The organism is Kosakonia oryzendophytica, assembly GCF_027886705.1.
Lineage (GTDB): Bacteria > Pseudomonadota > Gammaproteobacteria > Enterobacterales > Enterobacteriaceae > Kosakonia > Kosakonia oryzendophytica.
Genome location: NZ_CP115659.1, coordinates 4,215,467 through 4,238,117, shown reverse-complemented (window position 1 = coordinate 4,238,117; position 22,651 = coordinate 4,215,467). Strand labels below are relative to the sequence as shown.

The 22,651-nt window shown below is 56.1% G+C and carries 18 protein-coding genes; 8 read left to right on the top strand and 10 right to left on the bottom strand.

All coding sequences use genetic code 11. From position 1 onward, the window contains the following. The first annotated feature begins 61 nt into the window (after positions 1–61). Complete coding sequence (locus O9K67_RS20475) at positions 62–1,306, top strand: polysaccharide deacetylase family protein (RefSeq protein ID WP_061497625.1); 1,245 nt, start codon at positions 62–64, stop codon at positions 1,304–1,306. Between the two features lie 4 nt (positions 1,307–1,310). On the opposite strand, the gene panD is transcribed toward O9K67_RS20475, so the two are convergent. The 9 genes from panD to thpR all read right to left on the bottom strand — a co-directional run bounded on the left by panD (position 1,311) and on the right by thpR (position 8,383). Beyond that, a complete protein-coding gene (gene panD, locus O9K67_RS20470) occupies positions 1,311–1,691 on the bottom strand; it encodes an aspartate 1-decarboxylase (RefSeq protein WP_061497624.1) in 381 nt (126 codons plus the stop codon). 109 nt (positions 1,692–1,800) lie between these two features. Next, positions 1,801–2,664 carry a pantoate--beta-alanine ligase gene (gene panC / locus O9K67_RS20465; RefSeq protein WP_061497622.1) on the bottom strand — a complete coding sequence of 288 codons (864 nt, stop codon included), beginning with the start codon at positions 2,662–2,664 and terminating at the stop codon, positions 1,801–1,803. An 11-nt stretch (positions 2,665–2,675) separates the two neighbouring features. After that, complete coding sequence (gene panB, locus O9K67_RS20460) at positions 2,676–3,467, bottom strand: 3-methyl-2-oxobutanoate hydroxymethyltransferase (protein ID WP_061497619.1); 792 nt, start codon at positions 3,465–3,467, stop codon at positions 2,676–2,678. 108 nt (positions 3,468–3,575) lie between these two features. Next, a complete protein-coding gene (folK, locus tag O9K67_RS20455) occupies positions 3,576–4,055 on the bottom strand; it encodes a 2-amino-4-hydroxy-6-hydroxymethyldihydropteridine diphosphokinase (protein ID WP_061497616.1) in 480 nt (159 codons plus the stop codon). Beyond that, positions 4,052–5,449 carry a polynucleotide adenylyltransferase PcnB gene (gene pcnB / locus O9K67_RS20450; protein ID WP_071890601.1) on the bottom strand — a complete coding sequence of 466 codons (1,398 nt, stop codon included), beginning with the start codon at positions 5,447–5,449 and terminating at the stop codon, positions 4,052–4,054. Before pcnB ends, folK begins: the two co-directional genes overlap by 4 nt. Positions 5,450–5,505: 56 nt before the next feature. After that, positions 5,506–6,408 carry a tRNA glutamyl-Q(34) synthetase GluQRS gene (gene gluQRS, locus O9K67_RS20445; protein ID WP_061497612.1) on the bottom strand — a complete coding sequence of 301 codons (903 nt, stop codon included), beginning with the start codon at positions 6,406–6,408 and terminating at the stop codon, positions 5,506–5,508. A gap of 92 nt (positions 6,409–6,500) precedes the next feature. Continuing rightward, positions 6,501–6,956 (bottom strand): RNA polymerase-binding protein DksA, encoded by a 456-nt coding sequence (gene dksA / locus O9K67_RS20440; protein WP_007373199.1) that lies wholly within the window; start codon positions 6,954–6,956, stop codon positions 6,501–6,503. Between the two features lie 173 nt (positions 6,957–7,129). Beyond that, the gene (gene sfsA, locus O9K67_RS20435; RefSeq protein ID WP_061497611.1) at positions 7,130–7,837 is read right to left on the bottom strand and encodes a DNA/RNA nuclease SfsA; all 708 of its coding nucleotides are present in this window, start codon (positions 7,835–7,837) and stop codon (positions 7,130–7,132) included. 15 nt (positions 7,838–7,852) lie between these two features. Next, positions 7,853–8,383, bottom strand: a complete 531-nt coding sequence (thpR, locus tag O9K67_RS20430) for an RNA 2',3'-cyclic phosphodiesterase (protein WP_061497609.1) — start codon at positions 8,381–8,383, stop codon at positions 7,853–7,855. Between the two features lie 82 nt (positions 8,384–8,465). Between thpR and hrpB the strand changes: the two genes are divergently transcribed. The 6 genes from hrpB to fhuB all read left to right on the top strand — a co-directional run bounded on the left by hrpB (position 8,466) and on the right by fhuB (position 19,691). Further along, positions 8,466–10,895, top strand: a complete 2,430-nt coding sequence (gene hrpB, locus O9K67_RS20425) for an ATP-dependent helicase HrpB (RefSeq protein WP_061497607.1) — start codon at positions 8,466–8,468, stop codon at positions 10,893–10,895. A 115-nt stretch (positions 10,896–11,010) separates the two neighbouring features. Further along, positions 11,011–13,542 (top strand): bifunctional glycosyl transferase/transpeptidase, encoded by a 2,532-nt coding sequence (mrcB, locus tag O9K67_RS20420; protein WP_061497605.1) that lies wholly within the window; start codon positions 11,011–11,013, stop codon positions 13,540–13,542. Positions 13,543–13,802: 260 nt separating this feature from the next. Further along, the gene (fhuA, locus tag O9K67_RS20415) at positions 13,803–15,977 is read left to right on the top strand and encodes a ferrichrome porin FhuA (protein ID WP_061497604.1); all 2,175 of its coding nucleotides are present in this window, start codon (positions 13,803–13,805) and stop codon (positions 15,975–15,977) included. 47 nt (positions 15,978–16,024) lie between these two features. Next, complete coding sequence (gene fhuC, locus O9K67_RS20410) at positions 16,025–16,822, top strand: Fe3+-hydroxamate ABC transporter ATP-binding protein FhuC (RefSeq protein WP_061497602.1); 798 nt, start codon at positions 16,025–16,027, stop codon at positions 16,820–16,822. Then, positions 16,822–17,712, top strand: coding sequence for a Fe(3+)-hydroxamate ABC transporter substrate-binding protein FhuD (gene fhuD, locus O9K67_RS20405; RefSeq protein ID WP_061497600.1), 891 nt, complete (start codon positions 16,822–16,824; stop codon positions 17,710–17,712). Before fhuC ends, fhuD begins: the two co-directional genes overlap by 1 nt. Next, a complete protein-coding gene (fhuB, locus tag O9K67_RS20400; protein WP_061497597.1) occupies positions 17,709–19,691 on the top strand; it encodes a Fe(3+)-hydroxamate ABC transporter permease FhuB in 1,983 nt (660 codons plus the stop codon). The genes fhuD and fhuB overlap by 4 nt, the downstream gene beginning before the upstream one ends. 38 nt (positions 19,692–19,729) lie before the next feature. On the opposite strand, the gene hemL is transcribed toward fhuB, so the two are convergent. Further along, positions 19,730–21,010 (bottom strand): glutamate-1-semialdehyde 2,1-aminomutase, encoded by a 1,281-nt coding sequence (hemL, locus tag O9K67_RS20395; protein ID WP_061497595.1) that lies wholly within the window; start codon positions 21,008–21,010, stop codon positions 19,730–19,732. Positions 21,011–21,181: 171 nt separating this feature from the next. Here hemL and clcA point away from each other — a divergent pair, with 171 nt between their 5' ends. Next, positions 21,182–22,591, top strand: coding sequence for a H(+)/Cl(-) exchange transporter ClcA (gene clcA / locus O9K67_RS20390; RefSeq protein ID WP_061497594.1), 1,410 nt, complete (start codon positions 21,182–21,184; stop codon positions 22,589–22,591). Positions 22,592–22,651 lie beyond the last annotated feature (60 nt).

Sequence of the window (22,651 nt, the reverse complement as noted above, 5' to 3'; positions counted from 1 at the left end):
GCCGTTGGTATTGGTTTCTGCTTTGTTACACTGGGCTCACTTTCTCAGACCGGTTCGTCTCATGTCTCGTTTGATTACCATTCTGTTGCTGCTGATAACCTGTAGCGCTTCTGCCAGTATTGTGAGTGAACAACGTGTTCCTGCTCGCTATATGCAAACCACCGAAGATGCGGATATCTGGGCGCAAGTTGGCGACAAAGTGGTTACCGTCGGCAATATTCGCGCCGGGCAAATCATCGCCGTCGTCCCGGGGGCGGAAGATTACTATGCATTTCGCTTCGGCTTCGGCAGCGGGTTTATCGACAAAGGGCATTTGGGGCTGGTTTCCGGCAATCAGCGCGTGGAAGATAGCCTTGGCGATCTGAACAAGCCGCTCAGTAACCAGAATCTTATTACCTGGCAGGACACACCGCTCTATAACGCACCGGATGTGACCAGTGAGCCGTTTGGCACGCTGGCGGAAAATCTGCGTTACCCGATTATTGATAAGCTCAAAGATCGTCTGAACCAGACCTGGTTCCAGATCCGCATTGGCAACCGACTGGCGTGGGTAAGTAGCCTGGATGCCCAGGAAGACAATGGCATTCCCGTGCTGACGTACCACCATATTCTGCGTGATGAAGAGAATACCCGTTTTCGCCATACCTCGACCACCACATCGGTGCGTGCGTTTACGAACCAGATGACCTGGCTGCGCGATCAGGGCTATACCACCTTGTCCATGTATCAACTGGAAGGCTATGTGCGTAACCGTATGAATTTGCCGGCGCGTTCGGTGGTGATCACCTTTGATGATGGGCTGAAGTCCGTCAGTCGTTATGCCTGGCCTATCCTGCGTGCATATAATTTCAAAGCTACGGCGTTTATTATCTCGTCGCGCATCAAGCTGAAACCACAGCCGTGGGATCCGAAAACGCTGCAGTTTATGAGCGTGTCAGAACTATACGATATCAGCGATGTGTTTGATGTGCAGTCGCATACCCATTTTCTGCACCGGGTCGACGATGCCATGCATCCGATTCTACTGAGCCGCAACTATCACAATCTTCTGTTTGATTTTAAACGTTCACGCCGCGCGCTGGCGCAGTTCAACCCGCACGTGCTTTACCTGGCGTACCCGTTTGGCGTGTATGACGATAAAGCGGTAAAGGCGGCGAATGATGCCGGTTTCCATCTGGCGGTCACCACGGTACGTGGAAAGGTAAAACCTGGGGATAATCCGTTCTTGCTGAAACGACTGTATGTGCTAAGAACGGATTCGCTGGAAGCGATGTCGCGGCTGATCAGTAATCAGCCGCAGGGTTAGGGCATCAGGCAACCTGAACCGGCACGGCTTTGGCCGTGCGTTTCATCTCATTGTCGCCATCGAAATAAGCCACTTTTGGCTGCCAGCTACGGGCAACCTCATCCGGTACGGTGACGTAGCTGGCGATGATCAGGATATCGCCGACATCTGCGCAGTGCGCTGCCGCACCGTTAACCGAAATAATTTTTGAGCCGCGCTCACCGGCAATCGCATAGGTGGAAAAACGTTTCCCGTTGGTCACGTTGTAAATATCAATGGCTTCGTATTCCAGAATACCAGCCGCCTCAAGGAAATCCTGGTCAATGGCGCAGGAACCTTCGTAATGCAGGTCGGCCTGTGTCACTTTGACGCGGTGGAGCTTGCCTTGCAGCATTGTGCGAATCATAAGTTAAACCCTACTGATAAGTAACCTGAAAGAGGGGGCGGCTCCATGCGTATCCCCCCGTACGGCGTGCCACGTCTGCATGAGCAGAGGCGGCGTATTGCCCATTTTTTTACCCCGCCTGATGGGCGAGTTCAACCACTTTATTGTCGATAAGCCGCGCCTGACCAAGCCATGCCGCCATCAACACCACTGCCCGCTGGCTGCTGTCGGATAACGCCAACAATGTGTCTGCATCGCGGATCTGGATATCATCGGCGCGTAAACCGGCGTCATTGACCTCCTGCTCAGCAATCGCAATCAGCTCTTCGCAGTTACGCTCGCCTGCCTGCAGTTTATCAGCGAGCACGTTCATTACTTTGCTGAGCGCCGGAGCGATTTTGCGCTGATCGGCGGTGAGGTAACCATTACGTGAGCTCAGTGCCAGGCCATCTTTTGCCCGCACGGTGGGCACGCCGACAATCTCAATGTCGTAGCCCATATCCGCCACCATTTTGCGAATAAGCTGTAACTGCTGGTAATCCTTCTCGCCAAAACAGGCGATGTCCGGCTGCACCATGTTAAACAGCTTACTAACGATGGTGGATACACCCCGGAAATGACCCGGACGGCTTGCGCCTTCCAGCATGGTGGAGATGCCGGGTACGTCGACATAGGTCTGGGTATCGGTGCCTTGTGGGTAAATTTCCGCAGGGGCAGGGGCAAAGACGATATCCGCTTTGCGTTTGTTCAGCTTTTCACAATCTTCCTGCAGGGTGCGCGGGTAACGCGCCAAATCATCCGGCCGATCAAACTGCATCGGGTTAACGAAAATGCTCACTACCACCACATCGGCACGGGCTTTGGCTTCATCAACCAGTTTCATATGCCCATCATGCAGGTTGCCCATGGTGGGCACCAGCGCAATGCGTTTACCTTCCAGGCGTAGTCGGCGGATATGCTGACGTAGCAGCGGGAGGGTTTCAATAATCAACACAACAGGACTCCTTAATGGAAACTGTGTTCTTCGCCCGGATAGACGCCGGACTCAACTTCAGCAACATACTGCCTAACGGCGGCGCGCATGTCGCCTGCTTCATTCAGGAAATTTTTAGCGAATTTAGGAATGTGGCCGCCGGTAATACCGAAGGCATCGTGCATGACCAGAATCTGACCATCAGTGACGTTGCCTGCACCAATACCAATCACCGGGATATGCAACGCATCGGTAATACGCTGCGCCAGCTCAACCGGTACGCATTCCAGCACCAGCAACTGCGCGCCTGCGGCTTCCAGCGTCAGCGCATCATCAAACAGTCCCTGTGCGGCATCACCGCGCCCCTGGACTTTATAGCCGCCGAAAATATTCACCGATTGCGGGGTTAACCCCAGATGCCCGCACACCGGCACGGCACGTTCTGTGAGCATTTTGACGGTAGGTGCAAGCCAGGCGCCGCCTTCGATTTTGACCATATTGGCGCCGGCGCGCATCACCACAGCAGCGTTCTCAAACGCCTGCTCCGGCGTGGCATATGCCATAAATGGCAGATCGGCAAGCAGCAGGCAAGCCGGTGCGCCACGGCGTACGGCCTGAGTATGGTAGGCGATATCCGCCACTGTTACCGGCAGGGTGGAGTCATGACCTTGTACCGTCATCCCAAGCGAGTCGCCCACCAGCATCACGTTAATCCCCTCTTCGGCAAACAGTTTCGCGAAGCTATAGTCGTAAGCAGTGATGGTTGCGAAGCGTTTCTTTTCCTGCTTGCACTTGTGCAGCCAGGAGATGGTGGTCGGTTTCATAGCGTTTCCTGATAGTCCAAAACGAATCTTGGCGCATTCTAACAGCAACACTCAGGTGGGCAATGATTTTAGACAACCCGTGGGATGCGGGTGGGCAGAAAGGAAATATTACCAGGCGTCAGGTTTCGGAGCGTTAAGTTGCGCCAGTACTGACCGCAGGGTGATGCCATCCGGGAACACGCACTCTGGCGCGATTTCAAACAGCGGCCACAGCATAAAGCCGCGGTTTTTCATGTCGTAATGAGGGACAGTCAGACGGGGAGTATTCAGCGTTAATTCACCGAACAGCATAATGTCCAGGTCAAGCGTACGTGGTCCCCAGCGCTCTGCTTTGCGCACGCGGCCCTGCTGCAACTCAATACGCTGGGTATGATCGAGCAGCGCTTCGGGCATGAGTTCGGTTTCCAGCGCCACGGCGGCGTTGAGATAGTCCGGCTGATCCTGCGGGCCGAGTGGGGGAGTGCGGTAGAGTGAGGAGACCGCCACTATCCGGCTTTGCGGGATCTCCCCAATGGCCGTTATGGCGGCATTAACCTGGTCGAGCGGTGATGCCAGATTGCTCCCCAGCGCAATATACGCGACTGTCACGCACTGCCCTCACGACGCGGCGCGCGTTTGCGTGGGCGACGATGACGACGGCGTTCAGCCGGTTCATCACCCAGATTATCCAGCATATCTTTTTGTGCGGGCGGCGCAGAAACCTGGAATTCACCCCACCATTTGACCAGTCGTTGCAGCTCACCGTTGTTTTCGGCATCGGCGCGCAGCGCCATCAGGTCATAGGCAGCGCGGAATTTGGGATGTTCCATCAGTTTCCAGGCGCGTTTCCCCTGACGACGGGACATACGCAACTGCAACTGCCAGATATCGCGAATCAGCGTAGTGATGCGCTTCGGAATAGCCAACGAACGACAGGCTTCGTCCAGCACATCATTCATCGCCAGCGCAAAAGCGTCGTAATAGGCCAGCCCGCCTTCTTGTGCGATGCGCTGGGCATTCTCCAGTAACGGATACCAGAACATGGCAGCAAACAGAAACGCCGGGTTAACGCGCATATCATTGCGGATGCGGTTATCCGTGTTCTTCAGCACCTGTTCGATAATATGCTCCATCGGGCTATCGCCGTTTTCGGTGAAATAGCGCGTGATGGTCGGGAACAGCGGCTGGAACAGACCGTATTCGCGCAGCAGCCGGCAAGTTTCGTAGCCGTAGCCTGCCTGCAACAATTTGAGCGACTCCTCAAACAGGCGCGCTGGCGGTACATCGTTGATCAGGGTGGCGAGACGCGGGATGGGTTCGGCGGTTTCTTCGCTGATACGCATGTTCAGCTTGGCGGCGAAACGTACAGCGCGCAGCATGCGTACCGGATCTTCGCGGTAACGCGTCTCCGGGTTGCCAATCAGTCGGATCACGCCGTCTTCCAGGTCGCGCATACCGCCCACATAATCGCGAACGGTAAAATCGGCTACGCTGTAATAGAGGCTGTTAATGGTGAAGTCACGGCGCTGGGCATCTTCTTCAATGGAACCGAAGATATTGTCGCGCAGCAGCATACCGTTTTGCCCACGCTGAGAGGTGGTGCGATCGGTTTGTTGATCGTCATGGTGCCCGCGAAAGGTGGCGACTTCGATGATTTCCGGCCCGAACATCACATGTGCGAGACGGAAACGGCGACCAACCAGGCGGCAGTTGCGGAACAGTTTACGTACCTGGTCCGGGGTGGCGCTGGTGGTGACGTCAAAATCTTTTGGTTTTTTGCCCAGCAATAAGTCGCGCACGCCGCCGCCTACCAGGTAAGCGTCGTAGCCCGCTTTATTCAGACGATAGAGCACCTTGAGCGCGTTTTCACTGATATCTTTGCGGGAAATAGCGTGCTGCTCACGCGGAATAACCGTCATCTGTGGTTGGGCCATAGCCTCAACGACCATGCTCTCTTCGCGGCTCAGCACCTTGCGGCAAAAATTAGCGACTCGGGTAAAAATAGTACACCTCGGTAAGTGTCAAACGTCAGGACAAAAAAATAGCGGCTAATCATAGCTCAGCGCGAGGCATTTGAGAATGCTGTATTCGCACACGCTGCTCCCGGAACGCGGGAAAGCGCCCAGTTCGCCACTGCCCTTTTCAGCAATGCCTCAATGCTGAGATCCTGCCATTCTTGTGTTACATCCTGGTTCAGGAATTGTAAAGCCATGATTATTATGGGGCGCGGATCGCCGCCAGGCAAGGCAGGCGCATGGTTCTGCTTGGAGAGCTTATTTCCCTGCTCATTCAGCGCCAGCGGCAAATGAATGTACTCTGGTGTCGGCCAGCCGAAGTGTTGATAGAGAGAGATTTGCCGCACTGTAGGTTCGATCAAATCCGCACCACGCACAATCTCGGTAACCCCCTGAAAATGGTCATCCACCACCACCGCCAGGTTGTAAGCAAACAGCCCATCACGACGATGAATAATAAAATCTTCCCGCGCCAGTTTTTCATCGGCAATGATATGACCGCGCAGTTTGTCATCAAAGGCCAGCACCGGATGCTGTTGCATCAGGCGTACAGCCGCGTTTTCCGGGCCGTTATGGCGGGTACGGCAATAGCCATCATAAGTGCCGCCTACACTTTGAATCCGCGCGCGCGAGCAGGTGCAGTAATAGCTTAATCCTTCACGTTGCAACGTGGCGAGCGCATCGCGGTAAGCTTCATGACGTTGTGATTGCCAGAGCACATCGCCGTCCCACTGCAGGCCATAATGTTCAAGCTGACGCAGGATGGTGTTTGCCGCACCGGGAATTTCACGGGGAGGGTCAATATCTTCGATGCGTACAAGCCAAAGGCCTTGGCTGGCACGGGCTTGCAGGTAGCTGCCAAGCGCAGCAATCAGCGAACCAAAATGCAGTTCACCAGAGGGAGATGGCGCAAAGCGCCCAATATAGTGTGATTCAGGTTCAGGCATATCAACAGGCAAAAAAATATAGGGCGGGAATAAATCCCGCCGTATAAGGCGCAGCCACAGTGTTGTGGTGTGCCGTCAGTGATAACGGGTGATTAACCCGCCATCTGTTTTTCGCGGATTTCCGCCAGCGTTTTGCAGTCGATACACAGATCGGCGGTCGGACGCGCTTCCAGGCGGCGGATGCCAATTTCCACACCGCAGGATTCACAGAAGCCGAAATCTTCGTCTTCCACTTTTTTCAGCGTCTTCTCGATCTTTTTAATCAGCTTGCGCTCGCGATCACGGTTACGCAGTTCGAGGCTGAACTCTTCTTCCTGTGCGGCACGATCAACCGGATCAGGGAAGTTTGCAGCTTCGTCTTGCATATGTGTGACGGTGCGATCGACTTCATCCCTAAGTTGATTACGCCATGCTTCAAGAATGCGCTTGAAGTGAGCCAGCTGGGCTTCGTTCATATACTCTTCGCCCGGTTTCTCTTGATACGGCTCCACCCCAGCGATGGCGAGAATACTCAGGGACGATGTTTTACGGTTTTGCCCTTCTTGCATGTTGCTTCTCCTTAACACGCACTATCGATCCCCGGTTGGGGGAAAAATCAGGCCGCTATAAATAACAGATGCTTTTCCGGATGGCAAATATCTAAACGTAACACTTGACAACCCTGTGAAGAAAAGCGTATTTGCGCACGCGACCAGAACACTTATTAGTCAAACGTCTGCCTTTAATAAACGGTGAAAGGCACCGGCAAACTCAGAGTGATGTTATCGGCAGAAAGTTCCGCTTTATAAGCGAGAATTTCCACCCCCTGACGTTGTGCGTCATTCAACAAACGTGCGTATTCCTCATCAATATGGCGCGCTGGAGAAAAATGTTCAACGGCTGAGTGCAAGACGGCAAACAGGATTACAGCGCGATCACCATTAGCCGCCACGCTCATTAATTCCCGCAGATGCTTCTGACCCCGGAGAGTGACCGCATCCGGGAAAAAGCCTGACTGCTGCTCGGCGAGCGTGACCGATTTCACTTCAATATAGCAGTTGCGGCGATCATCCGCCTGTAGCAGAAAATCAATTCTGCTACGTTCCGCACCATATTTTACTTCGCTTTTCAGCGCGCTATAGCCGGTCAGTTCTGGCAGGCTTCCGGCGAGGATCGCCTCTTTGGTCAGCGTATTTGCGCGCAGCGTGTTGACGCAAATAAATGCCCCTTGCCGGGTTTGCGTTAATTCCCAGGTGTGCGCATATTTGCGTTTAGGATTTTCTGATGTGGAATACCACACCGTGTCGCCAGGTGTGGCGCAGCCGGTCATTGCGCCGGTATTGGGGCAATGCAGCGTCAGCGTTTCGCCCTCTGGCGTAATGACATCGGCAAGAAATCGTTTATAGCGCTGAATCAGCGTGGCGGGTTTTAGCGGCGGGGAAAACTGCATAGGCGATCCTTATTGTTATGGTTTTAATGGCCAGCGGTTGAGCGCCGTATAACGGGTGCGTCCGTTGATAAACTGCGATTCATACAGCGCAAACGCCCCAACCGGAAAGGTCCAGCGAAAACCCGGCGGCGGAATAGCCACCGCCTGACCGGCGTCGCGCAATAGCGTGATATGCGGGTGGAAAGGCTGCGGACTTTGGTAACAACCGCTGCGGGAAGCCTGCGCGCGAAGCATATCCGCCAGCTGTAGCAACCCGCGCGGCGGCTGACGCGCACCAAGCCAGACCACGCGCGATCGCAGCCACTGCCCTGCATCATCCAGTGTCAGCGTAAAACCAGGCTGCTGTATCCGTCCGGCAAGCGTTTCCAGCGCCCGCTGTTTCTCCGCGCTGATATCACCGAGAAATGCCAGTGTCAGATGGAGGTTGGCAGCGGCGATGGGGCGCCCGGCGTCGGCCGGAAAGTGCTGCGCGCGCCAGTGCACCACCTCTGTCTGTATCCCGGCGGGTAACTCAATGGCAAAAAACAGCCTTTTGGATTCGGACATGCGCTCCCCGGTAATGGCTCGGTAATGATTTGCGGCGATGGTATACTACTGCGCTGTTCTATGTTAACCCTCAGGAGCTTTTGTGTCCTTATTGCCGGTCGCCGCTGTTCTTCCCGATATCCTTTCTGCGTTGCAACGCGCCCCCCAGGTGCTATTGAGCGCGCCGACCGGGGCCGGGAAATCCACATGGCTGCCACTGCAATTGCTGCAACAGGGCGCTATTGAGGGGCGTATTTTACTGCTGGAGCCGCGTCGCCTCGCAGCCCGCAATGTTGCGCAGCGGCTGGCGGAACTTCTTAATGAGAAACCCGGAGAAACGGTTGGCTATCGCATGCGGGCGGAAAGCTGCGTGGGGCCAAACACGCGGCTGGAAGTGGTCACCGAAGGGATCCTGACGCGCCTGATCCAGCACGATCCGGAGCTGAGCGGCGTGGGGCTGGTGATACTGGATGAATTCCACGAACGCAGTTTACAGGCCGATCTGGCTCTGGCGCTGCTGCTGGATGTTCAGCAGGGGTTGCGTGATGATCTCAAATTGCTGGTGATGTCCGCGACGCTGGATAACGCGCGCTTGCAGGCGTTGTTGCCGGATGCGCCGGTCGTCGTTTCGCAGGGGCGCGCCTGGCCGATTGAACAGCGCTTCCAGGCACTGCCGGCGCATCAGCGTTTTGACGAAGCGGTGGCGCAAGCGACCGCCGAGTTGTTGCGCAGTGAGCCAGGTTCACTGCTGCTGTTTTTACCGGGTGTAGGTGAGATCCTGCGCGTTCAGGAGCAGCTCGCTTCCCGCGTGGGCAATGATGTTGTGCTCTGCCCGCTGTATGGCGTGCTGCCGTTAAGCGAACAGCGTAAAGCGATTTTGCCGCCCCCGACCGGGCAACGAAAAGTGGTGCTGGCGACTAATATTGCCGAAACCAGTCTGACCATTGAAGGCATACGGCTGGTGGTGGATAGCGCACAGGAACGCGTTGCCCGTTTTGACCCTCGTACTGGTTTAACCCGGCTGATCACGCAGCGTATCAGCGTCGCCTCAATGACGCAGCGTGCCGGGCGTGCAGGCCGTCTTGAACCCGGGATTTGTTTGCATTTACTGGGCAAAGATCAGGCGGAACGCGCCGCGGCGCAAAGCAGCCCGGAAATACTCAACAGCGATTTATCCGGCCTGTTGATGGAATTATTACTGTGGGGATGCCAGGATCCCGCCCGGCTTAACTGGCTGGATATGCCGCCTGAGGTAAACCTCGCAGCGGCACGCAATCTCCTGAAACAGTTGCAAGCGCTGGATGAAGGGCGCTTAACAGCGTCAGGCCGGAAGATGGCGGCGCTCGGTAGCGATCCGCGTCTGGCAGCGATGCTGGCCTCGGCGAAAGGTGATGATGAGATAGCTACTGCGGCGAAACTGGCGGCCATTCTTGAAGAGCCGCCGCGCGCAGGAAATAGCGATCTCAGCACGGCGTTCGCGCGTCAACAGGCGAACTGGCAGCAGCGCGCACGCCAGCTTGCCCGGCGGTTGAAAAGCCAGGCCGGTGAACCGGACAGCGATGCGCTGGCACCGCTGCTGGCCAGCGCCTTTGCCGATCGTATTGCGCGCAGGCGAGGTCAGCAGGGGCGTTATCAACTGGCGAACGGTATGGGGGCCACGCTGGACGCTGACGATGCGCTGGGCCGCCATGAGTGGCTGATTGCTCCGCTGCTATTGCAAGGGAGTCAGTCGCCGGATGCCCGTATTCTGCTGGCGCTGCCGCTGGATATCGACGCGCTGATTGCCCGTTGCCCGCACTTATTGCAGCAGTCAGACACCGTTGAATGGGATGACGCACAAGGCACGTTGAAAGCGTTCCGCCGGAGCCAGATAGGACAACTGACGGTAAAAGTGCAGCCGCTGGCAAAGCCGTCGGAAGAAGAATTGCATCTGGCGATGCTCAATGGCATCCGTGATAAAGGGCTGCGGGTGCTGAACTGGACGCCGGAAGCTGAACAGTTGCGTTTGCGATTACACTGTGCGGCGAAGTGGCTGCCGGAGCAGACATGGCCCGCCGTGGATGACGCTTCGTTACTGGATTCATTGGAGCAGTGGTTGCTCCCGCACATGGGGGGGATCCGTTCGTTGCGCGATCTGAACGCACTGGATGTTACGCAGGCGTTACAAACCCTGTTGCCGTGGTCATTACGTCAACGGCTGGATAGTGAGCTGCCTGGGCATTACACTGTGCCGACCGGAAGCCGGATAGCCATTCGCTATCATGAGGATAATCCGCCGGTACTGGCAGTTCGCATTCAGGAAATGTTTGGTGAAGCCACCACGCCCACCATTGCGCAGGGGCGCGTGGCGCTGGTGCTGGAGCTGCTTTCTCCTGCGCAGCGACCGCTGCAAATTACCCGTGATTTAGCGGCGTTTTGGGCCGGTTCCTGGCGCGATGTGCAAAAAGAGATGAAGGGGCGCTACCCGAAACATGTCTGGCCGGACGATCCGGCGAATACCGCCCCCACGCGGCGGACGAAAAAATACTCCTGAGCCGGTCAGTGTTTGCCGTCCGGCGCGGGTGAAAATTGAGAGATTTCTTCTTCTGCCTCTGTGCAGAAGAGTTGAGAATCAGGCCCTTGCGCCTGAAAGTTGCGGAGAGTAAAGCATGGCGGGGAATGACCGCGAGCCAATTGGACGCAAAGGTAAACCAGCGCGTCCGGCAAAAGAGAAGATCAGTCGTCGTCGACTCCGGGAAGAGGAGTATGACGAGTACGAAGATGATGACGATGAGGATGAAGAACCGATGCCGAAAAAAGGAAGAGGCAAAGGCCGGAAGCCCCGGGGTAAACGCGGCTGGTTCTGGCTGCTGTTGAAAATCTTCATTGTCCTTGCCGTGCTGTGCGCCATTTATGGCGTCTATTTGGATCAAAAGATCCGCGCCCGTATCGACGGCAAAGTCTGGCAGTTGCCCGCAGCGGTCTATGGTCGCATGGTCAACCTTGAACCGGATATGGCGGTCAGTAAAAACGAGATGGTGAAACTGCTGGAAGCCACGCAGTACCGCCAGGTGACGAAGATGACGCGTCCCGGCGAGTTTACCGTGCAGGCGAAAAGCATTGAGATGATCCGCCGTCCGTTTGATTTCCCGGACAGTAAAGAAGGGCAGGTGCGTGCGCGTCTGACGTTTGATGGCGATCGTCTGGAAACCATCGAAAATATGGACAGCAACCGCCAGTTCGGTTTCTTCCGCCTCGATCCGCGTCTGATCACCATGCTCTCGTCGCCAAACGGCGAGCAGCGTCTGTTTGTTCCGCGTAACGGATTCCCGGATCTGCTGGTGGATACCCTACTGGCAACGGAAGACCGCCATTTTTACGAACACGATGGCATTAGCTTCTACTCCATTGGCCGTGCGGTACTGGCTAACCTGACGGCAGGCCGTACCGTGCAGGGGGCGAGTACGCTGACTCAGCAACTGGTGAAAAACCTGTTCCTCAGCAGCGAGCGTTCTTACTGGCGTAAAGCTAACGAAGCCTATATGGCGCTGATCATGGATGCCCGTTACAGCAAGGATCGCATCCTTGAGCTGTATATGAACGAGGTTTACCTGGGGCAGAGCGGCGATAACGAGATCCGCGGGTTCCCGCTGGCGAGCCTGTACTATTTTGGTCGTCCGGTGGAAGAGCTAAGTCTTGATCAGCAGGCGTTGCTGGTTGGGATGGTGAAAGGGGCCTCGGTCTACAACCCATGGCGCAATCCAAAACTGGCGCTGGAACGCCGAAATCTGGTGCTGCGCTTGCTGCAACAGCAGAACGTGATCGACCAGGAACTGTATGACATGCTGAGCGCCCGTCCACTCGGCGTGCAGCCGCGCGGTGGGGTGATTTCACCGCAGCCGGCGTTTATGCAGATGGTGCGTCAGGAGCTGCAGGCGAAGCTGGGCGACAAAGTGAAAGATCTCTCCGGCGTGAAGATCTTTACGACTTTTGATTCTGTGGCGCAGGATGCTGCCGAAAAAGCGGCGGTGGATGGCATTCCGGCGCTGATTAAACAGCGCAAATTGACCGACCTTGAAACCGCGATGGTGGTGGTAGACCGCTTTACCGGCGAGGTGCGGGCGATGGTCGGTGGCGCGACACCGCAGTTTGCCGGTTATAACCGTGCGATGCAGGCGCGTCGATCGATTGGTTCACTGGCGAAACCGGCGACCTATCTGACCGCGTTAAGTCAGCCGAATCAATATCGCCTGAATACGTGGATCGCGGATGCGCCGATCTCACTGCGCCTGTCCAATGGCCAGGTGTGGGCACCGCAGAACGATGACCACCGTTTCAGTGGTCAGGTCATGCTCGTGGATGCGCTGACCCGTTCTATGAACGTGCCGACCGTTAACCTCGGGATGGCGATTGGTCTGCCGGCGGTGACGGATACCTGGGAAAAACTCGGTGCGCCGAAAGATCAGCTGACGGGAATGCCATCAATGCTGCTTGGGGCGCTGAACCTGACGCCGATTGAAGTGGCGCAGGCATTCCAGACGATCGCCAGCGGGGGGAACCGCGCACCGCTTTCCGCGCTGCGCTCGGTGATCGCTGAAGACGGCACCGTGCTCTATCAAAGCTTCCCGCAGGCCGAACGTGCAGTACCAGCGCAGGCGGCGTATATGACGCTGTGGACCATGCAGCAGGTTGTGCAACGGGGTACGGGCCGTCAGCTTGGCGCGAAGTATCCGGGGCTGCACCTGGCGGGTAAAACCGGGACCACCAACAATAACGTCGATACCTGGTTTGCCGGTATTGACGGGCGTGAAGTCACCATTACCTGGGTGGGGCGCGACAATAACCAGCCGACCAAATTGTATGGCGCCAGCGGCGCAATGGCGATTTATCAGCGTTACCTGGAAAACCAGTCGCCGATCCCGTTAGATCTGACGCCGCCGGAAGATATCACCACGATGGGCGTCGACGATATGGGTAACTTTGTCTGCGGCGGTGGCGGTACACGTCAGCTGCCGGTCTGGACCACTAGCCCGGAAACGCTGTGTCAGCAGAACCAGATGCAGCCGCAGACGGGTAACCCGTTTGATTCGTCGACGCAGCCGCAACAGCAGCCACAACAACCACCACAGCAACAGCCGCAGCAGGAGCAGAAAAGCGATGGCGTAGCGGGGTGGATCAAAGAGATGTTTGGCGGCAACTAAGCCATGACAGTGCCATCAAACCCCTGGTCGAAGGCCGGGGGTTTTCTTTTTCGTCGTCTAAAACATCCGGATAACGCGATAGTAAATTCCTTTTAATAGCCCTTTAACTCCCCGTTTCTATCTGGTTATTTCTTCATCCTTTAAGCCCGTTCAGACGGCGCGTTGCTTGCTATACAGGCAACCGTTCGCCTATTATGCTGCGGTCATAATAATAATTATCGTTTACGTTATCATTCACTCATTGATCCAGAGAGAAAACAATGGCGCGTCCCAATACTGCTCAGCCAGTCAACACCTCGCTGCGTAAAATCGCAGTAGTTGTAGCCACAGCGGTTAGCGGCATGTCTGTTTATGCACAGGCAGCAACGACCCAAAAAGAAGAGACCATCACCGTCACCACCGCTGCCCCGCAGGAGAGCGCATGGGGGCCGGCGGCGACGATCGCGGCGAAACACTCTGCGACCGCCACCAAAACGGATACGCCGCTGGAGAAAACCCCGCAGTCTGTTTCCGTGGTGACCAGCGAAGAGATGCAAATCCGCCAGCCTGCTTCCGTAAAAGAGGCGTTAGGCTATACACCCGGCGTTGTCGTGAGTAACCGCGGCGCGTCCAATACTTATGACTTTGTGAGTATCCGCGGGTTTACCTCTGTTGGCCTCAGCCAGAACAATTATCTGGATGGATTGAAACTGCAGGGTAACTTCTACAACGACGCAGTCATCGATCCCTATATGCTAGAGCGTGTTGAACTGATGCGTGGGCCGACTTCTGTTCTCTATGGAAAGAGTAATCCGGGTGGCATTATTTCCATGGTTAGCAAACGTCCGACCACAGAACCGCTGCACGAAGTCCAGTTCAAGATGGGGACGGATAATCTGTACCAGACAGGGTTTGATTTCAGCGATGCGCTGGATGATAACGGTGAATTTTCCTACCGTCTGACAGGTGTCGCCCGTTCTAACGATCAGCAGCAGGTTAATGCGAAGCAAAAACGTTATGCCATCGCGCCCTCTTTTACCTGGCGTCCTGACGATAAAACCCGTTTCACTTTCCTCTCTTACTTCCAGAATGAGCCACAAACTGGCTACTACGGATGGTTGCCGAAAGAAGGAACTGTTCAGCCGTTGCCGAACGGTAGCCGTATTGGTACTGACTTCAATGAAGGCGCGAAGAACAACACTTATTCCCGTAACCAGAAAATGGTCGGTTATAGCGTTGAACATGGTTTCGATGACACCTTTACCCTGCGCCAGAACTTGCGCTTCTCTGAGATGAAAACAGATCAGCAGAGCGTATACGGTACAGGTATTGCGGCCGATGGGCATACCCTTAATCGCGGCACTGTTGTCGATAATGAGCGTCTCCAGAACTTCAGCGTCGATACGCAGTTACAGAGTAAATTTTCCACGGGTGCAGTTGAGCATATTCTGCTGACCGGCGTTGATTTCATGCGCATGCGTAACGATATCAATGCGACATTTGGTAGTGCACCGTCTATCGACCTCTCTAATCCTTATACACCGGAAGATTTCACTTTTGGTGATGCCGCGCCTTACCAATTGAACGAAACCAAACAGACCGGGATCTACGCCCAAAACCAGGCGGAGTGGGATAAGTGGGTCTTTACGCTGGGTGGTCGTTATGACTGGTCAAATCAGCAGACGACCGTACGTGCCGATGGGGGTTCTGTCGATCGCAATGACCACCAGTTCACCTGGCGTGGTGGTGTTAACTATCTCTTTGATAACGGTATTGCGCCCTATATCAGCTACAGCCAGTCTTTCGAACCGAATGCATTCGATCTCTATAGCACGCCGCGTATGGCTTTTGCTCCTTCAAAAGGCGAGCAGTATGAAGCCGGTATTCGCTATGTACCGAAAGATATGCCGATCGTACTCAGTGGAGCGGTGTATCAGCTGACGAAGACCAATACGCTGACTACCGACCCGAATAATACGACGTTACAGGTTCCATCAGGGGAAGTGCGTTCGCGTGGTGTGGAGCTGGAAGCGAAAGCAGCGTTGAATGCCAATATCAATGTGACCGCGTCTTATACCTATATCGATGCTGAATACACCAAAGATACCAATCTGAAGGGTAATCATGTCGAGCAGGTGCCGCGCAACATGGGATCCCTGTGGGGCGATTACACCTTCCATTCTGGCGTATTGTCTGGCCTGACGCTGGGCACAGGAGGACGCTTCATCGGTTCAAGTTACGGCGCTCCGGATAACGCATTCAAAGTGGGCAGTGCGACGGTGATGGATGCTGTTATCAAGTATGACCTGGCTCGTCTGGGTATGGCGGGTTCTAGCGTTGCTTTGAATGTAAACAATCTGCTTGATCGCGATTATGTTTCCAGCTGCTTCCAGGCCTATGGCTGTTTCTGGGGCGCAGAGCGTCAGGTAGTGGCGACAGCAACCTTCCGCTTCTAATCTCTCTTCGGGCACGGTTCGCCGTGCCCTTTGACAAGTTGGCTACTATGCAGGAAAAGAACACGCTTCCCGACACGACATTTCAACTGAACGGTGTGAGCTTTAGCGTACCCGGTCGTACGCTGCTCCACCCGTTATCTTTGCGTTTCCCCCCCGGAAAAGTCACCGGGTTGATTGGTCATAACGGTTCCGGCAAATCCACGCTGCTCAAAATGTTGGGCCGTCATCAGCCACCTTCCGGCGGCGATATTCTGCTGGATGAGCAGCCGTTGGCGAGCTGGAACAGTAAAGCCTTTGCCCGCAAGGTGGCGTATCTTCCTCAGCAACTGCCGCAGGCGGAAGGGATGACTGTACGTGAGCTGGTGGCGATTGGTCGTTATCCGTGGCACGGTGCGTTGGGGCGTTTTGGTATTGCTGATCGGGAAAAAGTTGAAGAAGCGATAGCGTTGGTTGGGTTGAAACCGTTGGCGCATCGCCTGGTGGACAGCCTTTCCGGTGGTGAACGTCAGCGCGCGTGGATTGCCATGCTGGTGGCGCAGGATAGCCGTTGCCTGCTGCTTGATGAGCCGACTTCCGCGCTGGACATCGCGCACCAGGTTGATGTGTTGGCGCTGGTGCATCGTCTTAGTCAGCAGCGTGGGTTAACGGTGATTGCTGTCCTGCACGACATTAATATGGCGGCGCGATACTGCGATTATCTGGTGGCACTGCGCGGCGGTGAAATGATCGCGGAAGGGATACCGGATGACTTAATGCGCGCCGACACGCTTGAACACATTTATGGCATCCCGATGGGCATCCTGCCGCACCCTTCCGGCGCCGCACCGGTGAGTTTTGTCTACTAATGGCCCAATTACCTCAGATTAGCCGTCGTCGCCTGCTGACGGCGATGGCGCTCTCTCCCTTACTGTGGAACATGCGCAACGCGCAGGCGGCGTCTGTCGACCCGCACCGTATCGTTGCCCTCGAATGGCTACCCGTTGAGTTACTGCTGGCGCTCGGCGTTGCGCCCTATGGCGTGGCAGATGTGCATAATTACAACGTGTGGGTTAACGAACCCGCACTGCCTGACGCGGTGATCGATATCGGGCTGCGGACAGAGCCTAATCTCGAACTGCTGACGCAGATGAAGCCCTCTTATCTTGTCTGGTCCGCAGGCTATGGCCCGTCAGAAACCAAACTGGCGCGTATTGCCCCAGGGCGTGGTTTCACCTTCAGCGATGGTAAAAAACCGCTCACGATGGCGCGCCACTCCCTTAACGAGATGGCGCAGTTGCTGAATAGGGAAGCGGCTGAGAAAACACATCTGGATGCGTTTGATGCGTTGATCGACGGGACAAAACCGCATTTCGCCCGCCGTGGCAACCGCCCGTTGCTGATGATCACGCTGCTGGATCCCCGCCATGTACTGGCGTTTGGTCCGAACTGCCTGTTCCAGGAAGTGCTTGATAGTCTGGGAATTCGTAATGCCTGGCATGGTGAAACCAGCTTCTGGGGCAGTGTGGCAGTGGGTATCGACAGGCTGGCGGAATACAACGATGTGGATGTGCTCTGTTTCGATCACGGCAATGACCAGGATATGCGCAAGCTGATGGCGACGCCGCTCTGGCAGGCGATGCCTTTTGTGCGTTCCGGACGTTTCCAGCGCGTGCCGGCTGTCTGGTTTTATGGTGCGACGCTGTCAGCGATGCACTTTACTCGTGTGCTGGATAACGCGCTGGGAGGGAAGGCATGAGTCGTCGTCTCTCCCTTTTCCCGATACTGCTACTGGCGCTGTTATTTGCTATCGCCGCAGGGCTGAGTTGGTCCAATTTAAACATTGCGTTGCCGCGAGCGCAGTGGGGTGAGGCGCTGCGTGCGCCAGACATAGACCGTATCGATCAAATGCTGTTCCACTACAGCTTGCTGCCAAGGCTGGTAATTTCCCTGCTGGTGGGGGCGGGTCTTGGGCTGGTGGGCGTGTTGTTCCAGCAAGTATTGCGCAACCCGTTGGCGGAACCGACCACACTTGGCGTGGCGACCGGCGCTCAACTGGGGATCACCGTCACCACACTGTGGGCGATACCGGGCGTGCTGGCTTCGCAGTTTGCTGCACTGGCGGGTGCGTGCGCTGTGGGCGCGCTGGTGTTTGGCGTGGCCTGGGGCAAACGGTTATCGCCGGTGACACTGATCCTTGCCGGGCTGGTGGTGAGTCTTTATTGCGGAGCAATCAACCAGTTGCTGGCGCTGTTTCATCACGATCAGCTGCAAAGCATGTTCTTATGGAGCACCGGTACGCTGACTCAGACCGACTGGAGCGTGGTGCAGCGTCTGTGGCCACAACTGGCGGGCTGCGGTCTATTAACGTTGTTGCTGCTGCGTCCGCTGACCCTGATGGGGCTGGATGATGGTGTCGCACGTAACCTCGGACTGGCCTTGTCGCTGGCCCGGCTGGCGGCGCTGACGCTGGCGATCGCCCTGAGTGCCTTACTGGTGAATGCGGTGGGGATTATTGGTTTTATCGGCCTGTTTGCGCCGCTGTTGGCAAAAATGCTCGGCGCTCGCCGTTTACTGGCGCGACTGGTGTTGTCGCCGTTTATTGGCGCGCTCATCTTGTGGCTTTCCGATCAACTGGTCTGGTTGCTGACCCGGGTATGGATGGAGATCTCCACCGGCTCCGTGACCGCGTTGATTGGCGCACCGTTGCTGCTGTGGCTGTTGCCGCGCCTGCGCAGCATGAGCGCACCCGCGATGAACGCCGGGGATAACGTTCCCGCTGAGCGTCAGCACGTGCCGGGGTTTGCCTTCGGGGGGCTGGTGTTGCTGTTGCTGGTGATGTGGGGGGCGCTGGCATTCGGTCGGGATGCGCAAGGCTGGCACTGGGCCAGTGGTGCGTTATTGAATGATCTTCTGGAGTGGCGCTGGCCGCGCATCATCGCGGCACTCACTGCTGGCATCATGCTGGCTGTTGCGGGTTGCATTATTCAGCGCCTGACCGGTAACCCGATGGCCAGTCCGGAAGTGCTGGGGATCAGCTCCGGTGCGGCGTTTGGCGTGGTGCTGATGCTCTTTTTCGTGCCGGGGAACGCCTTTGGCTGGCTGATGCCCGCCGGGAGTCTTGGTGCCGCGGCGACGCTACTGATTATCATGATTTCTGCCGGGCGCGGCGGGTTTTCACCGCACCGCATGTTACTGGCCGGTATGGCGTTAAGCACGGCGTTTACCATGCTGCTGATGATGATGCAGGCCAGCGGCGACCCGCGAATGACGGCGATCCTGACGTGGATTTCCGGTTCAACCTATAACGCCTCCGGTGAGCAGGTATGGCGCACCAGTGCGATGATGGTGGTGTTGCTGGCGTTGACGCCGCTGTGCCGTCGCTGGCTGATGATTTTACCGCTGGGGGGAAATACCGCTCGGGCAGTGGGAATGGCGCTGACATCATCGCGTGTTGCGCTACTGCTGCTGGCTGCGGCCTTAACGGCCACGGCGACGATGACCATTGGCCCGCTGAGCTTTGTCGGGCTGATGGCGCCGCATATTGCACGGATGATGGGTTTTCGCCGCACGATGCCGCATATGCTGATTTCAGCACTGGTGGGGGGCGTGTTGCTGGTCTTTGCCGACTGGTGCGGGCGGATGATGTTATTTCCGTATCAGATCCCGGCAGGGTTGCTGTCGACCTTCATTGGCGCGCCGTACTTTATCTATTTGTTGAGAAAGCAGAGCCGTTAATATTCCCCCTCTCCCTGGTGGGGAGAGGGGAAAGAACATCAGAGTTTCGCGAATACGCGGCGAGCGGCATCGATAGTATTGTCGATATCTTCTTCGCTGTGTGCGACAGACATGAAGCCCGCTTCAAACGCAGACGGCGCAAGGTAAACGCCTTCTTCCAGCATCAGATGGAAGAACCGTTTGAAACGTTCAACATCGCATTTCACTACATCCTGATAGCAGGTCACGCTTTGCGCATCGGTAAAGAACAGGCCGAACATACCGCCGACATGGTTCACAACCAGTGGGATGCCTGCCTGCTGAGCGGCATCAAGCAGACCATTGGCCAGTTGGGTGGTCAGTTCGGTCAGGGTAGTGTGGATGCCAGGCTGAGCCACTTCGGTTAAACAGGCGTAGCCCGCCGCCATCGCAATCGGGTTACCGGACAGTGTTCCCGCCTGATAAACCGGGCCGGTGGGTGCCAGTGCATCCATCACCTCGCGGCGACCGCCAAATGCGCCGACCGGCATGCCGCCACCGATGATTTTGCCAAGGCAGGTCAGGTCCGGTGTCACATCGTAGTACGCTTGCGCCCCGGCCAGCGCCACACGGAAACCGGTCATCACTTCATCGATGATCAGCAGTGCGCCAAATTCATCACACAGCGCACGCAGGCCTGGCAGGAATTCCGGCTGTGGCGGAATGCAGTTCATATTGCCTGCCACTGGCTCAACTATAATGCAGGCGATATCCTGCGGATATTGTTCAAAGGCTGCGCGCACGGAAGCGAGATCGTTGTAGGTGCAGGTGAGGGTATGTTTGGCGAAATCCGCCGGAACGCCAGGTGAGTTCGGCTGGCCCAGCGTCAACGCGCCGGATCCCGCTTTTACCAGCAGGCAATCCGCGTGCCCGTGGTAGCAGCCTTCGAATTTGATGATTTTATCGCGACCGGTAAAGCCGCGCGCCAGGCGAATCGCACTCATAGTCGCTTCCGTCCCGGAGTTCACCATGCGCACCATATCCATCGTTGGCACCAGTTCTGTCACCAGTTCCGCCATTTTGACTTCCATTTCAGTCGGTGCGCCAAAGCTCAGCCCGCGGCTGGCGGCGTCGATTACCGCATTGCGAATGGCCGGATGGTTGTGCCCCAGCACCATTGGCCCCCAGGAGCCGACATAATCGATATAGGCTTTGCCATCGACATCGTATAAATAAGCGCCGTCAGCACGCTCGATAAACAGCGGCGTACCACCCACGCCGGTAAAGGCGCGAACCGGTGAGTTGACTCCGCCCGGGATCAATTCACGCGCTGCGTTATAGAGGTTTTCAGACTTACTCATGTTTTCATTCCTGGTTGGTGGAAAAATCAATGCCCGTCATTCTATGTGATTACAGGAAGGTTATGCACGCCCTGGCCGGTGGAATGACATATTTTGCAGGGATTTTAGCCGCGACGCGGGAACCCCGGTTCGTTACAATGCCCGCTGTATTTGTCTTATCTTTTCTCATCTATGACTCCTGAAACCACCTCATTTGAACAGCAGCAAGTGGAACGTCGGCGTCGCAGGAATATTTTGCGTCACTTGTTGCAACGCGATAAAACGCCGCTGGCGATATTAATAATGGCTGCCGTCGCGGGAACGCTGACTGGATTAGTGGGCGTCGCTTTTGAAAAAGCGGTCAATTTCGTCATCAATACCCGGACTGGCGCGCTCGCCCAGGTGGCGGATAACGCGTGGCAGATTTGGTCACTGGCTTTCATTGGCTCCGCTCTGTTGGCGATGGTGGGGTATTTTTTGGTTCGCCGCTTTGCGCCGGAGGCTGGCGGTTCCGGTATTCCGGAAATTGAAGGCGCACTGGAAGAGTTACGTCCGGTACGCTGGTGGCGCGTACTGCCGGTTAAATTTATCGGCGGTATGGGAACACTTGGCGCAGGCATGGTACTTGGCCGGGAAGGCCCGACGGTGCAGATTGGCGGTAATATTGGTCGCATGGTGGCGGATCTGTTCCGTATGCGCAGTGCAGAGGCGCGCCATACGCTACTGGCGACCGGTGCAGCGGCAGGCTTGTCAGCCGCGTTCAATGCGCCCTTGGCTGGGATCCTTTTTATTATTGAAGAGATGCGCTCCCAGTTTCACTACAACCTCATCTCCATTAAAGCCGTGTTCACCGGTGTGATCATGTCGAGCATTGTGTTTCGCCTGTTTAATGGCGAAGCCGCGGTCATTGATGTTGGCAAACTTAGCAATGCGCCGGTCAACACACTCTGGCTCTATCTGGTGCTGGGGATGATTTTTGGCTGCGTAGGGCCTTTGTTTAATACGCTGGTGCTGCGTACTCAGGATCTTTTTCAACGTATTCATGGTGGCCAGACGACCCGCTGGGTGCTGATCGGTGGGCTTATCGGTGGTGCTTGCGGCGTGTTGGGGCTGATTGCCCCGGCGTTTTCCGGTGGGGGTTTTGCTTTGATCCCGATAGCGGCAGCCGGGAACTATACTGTTGGGGTGTTGCTATTACTCTTTTTGATCCGTGTTGCCATGACGCTGCTGTGTTTCTGTTCGGGTGCACCGGGGGGAATATTTGCGCCGATGCTGTCGCTGGGTACGGTGTTGGGGATGGCTTTCGGCAGTGCGAGTGCAGATCTTTTTCCGCACTATCAACTTGATGCAGCAACGTTTGCTGTCGCGGGCATGGGCGCGTTACTGGCTGCTTCGTTACGCGCGCCGCTGACCGGGATCGTGCTGGTTCTGGAAATGACAGACAATTATCAGCTTATTCTGCCAATGATTATCACCTGTCTCGGTGCGACACTGTTAGCACAGTTCCTTGGCGGCAATCCGCTCTATTCCGCAATCCTGGCACGTACGCTTGCCAGGCAGGAGGCGGCCGGTGTTGAGGCGTCGCGGCGGGAGAATACTTGAACGATTTAATAGCGTATTGGATAATAGCCAACAATGATCGGGTGACTATTTGCCCGGATC